General features: G+C 42.2%; 1 protein-coding gene. It reads right to left on the reverse strand.

The window, feature by feature from the left end; genetic code table 11:
- A partial coding sequence (locus tag C1E99_RS09065; RefSeq protein WP_153060178.1) for an ATP-binding cassette domain-containing protein occupies positions 1-303 on the reverse strand: 303 nt, incomplete at both ends.

A 303-nucleotide genomic window follows, 5' to 3' on the forward strand; every position in this document is an offset into this window, starting at 1 on the left:
ACATGAGGATTGAAGTACCCTTAGATTTTTCTTCCTCCAAAAGAGCGATTAAGTCAGAGATAGCCACAGGGTCTAATCCCAGAAAAGGCTCATCAACAATCAACAGACTCGGCTCCACCATAAAAGCACAAATAATCATGACCTTCTGCTTCATTCCCTTTGAAAAATTGACAGGAAACCAGTCCAATTTCTCATCCAAGCGAAACAGTTTTAACAAGTGCTCAACACGTCCCCAAGCTTGCTCCCAAGATAAATCATAGGCCATTGCTACCACTTCCAAGTGCTCTTTGAGGGTTAGTTCTT

This window comes from Streptococcus suis, assembly GCF_002964045.1.
In the GTDB taxonomy this organism is placed as follows: domain Bacteria; phylum Bacillota; class Bacilli; order Lactobacillales; family Streptococcaceae; genus Streptococcus; species Streptococcus suis_U.